Annotated in this window: 1 protein-coding gene; it reads left to right on the forward strand. The window is 76.9% G+C overall.

The features are described from left to right. A partial coding sequence (locus ND748_RS32545) for a beta-ketoacyl reductase (RefSeq protein WP_251750096.1) occupies nucleotides 1–1,090 on the forward strand: 1,090 nt, incomplete at both ends.

A 1,090-nucleotide genomic window follows, 5' to 3' on the forward strand; every position in this document is an offset into this window, starting at 1 on the left:
CGACGGGGCACGGCGCGTCGTGCTCGCCAGCCGGCGCGGTCCCGACAGCCCCGGCGCCCGGGAGCTGCTCGACGAGCTGGCGGCGCTGGGCACGCACGCCACGATCGACGCCTGCGACGTGGCCGACCCCGACCGGCTCGCCGACCTGCTGCGCGAGCTGGCCGACGCCGGCGAACCGGTCACCGCCGTCGTGCACGCCGCGGGCACCGCCGGCCCGACCATGCCGCTGGCCCGGCTGACCTTGGCCGAGTTCGAGGAGGTCGTCGCCGGCAAGGTCGCCGGTGCCGGCGCGCTCGACCGCCTGCTCGACGGCCCGGACGGGGCGAAGGTGGCGGCGTTCGTGCTGCTCTCGTCGATCTCGGGGGTCTGGGGCAGCGGCAACCAGGCCGCCTACAGCGCCGCCAACGCCTACCTCGACGCCCTCGCCGGCCGCCGCAACGCCGAGGGCCGCCCGGCGACCGCCGTCGCCTTCGGACCGTGGGACGGCTCCGGGATTGGTGCCGCGCCCGCGCTGCGCGACTACCTGACCCGCCGCGGACTACGGCCGCTTGACCCCGAGCCGGCGGTCACCGCGCTCACCCGGGCCGTGGCGGCGGGCGAGACCACGGTGACCGTCGTCGACGTCGACTGGGACCGCTTCCTGCCGGTCATCACCGCGGCCCGGCCGAACCACCTGTTCGACGACCTGCCCGGCCGAACCACGGCGAACCCCGCGGGCGGCGACGCCGAGACCATGGACGCTGACAGCGGTGCCGGTGACGCCGTCGAGGCGGTCGACTACGGCGCGCTTCCCGCGGCGCGGCGGGCCAGCGCCCTGTTCGAGCTCGTCCGCGGCGAGACCGCGGCGATCCTCGGTCACGACGACCCCGACGACATCGACCCGAACCGCCGCTTCCTCGAGCTCGGCTTCGACTCCCTCGCCTCGGTGCAACTCAGCCGCCGCCTCGCCGTGGCCGTCGGCGTGCCGCTGGGACCCCCCGTCGTGTTCGAGCATCCGACCGTCACCGAGCTCGCCGATCATCTCGACCGGCTGGCCACCGCGGCCGGGCCGGGCCGCAGGTCCGCCGCCGGCGGCGCGGGCGGACTCGAC

It is taken from the genome of Frankia sp. AiPs1 (genome assembly GCF_023716945.1).
Classification (GTDB): domain Bacteria; phylum Actinomycetota; class Actinomycetes; order Frankiales; family Frankiaceae; genus Frankia.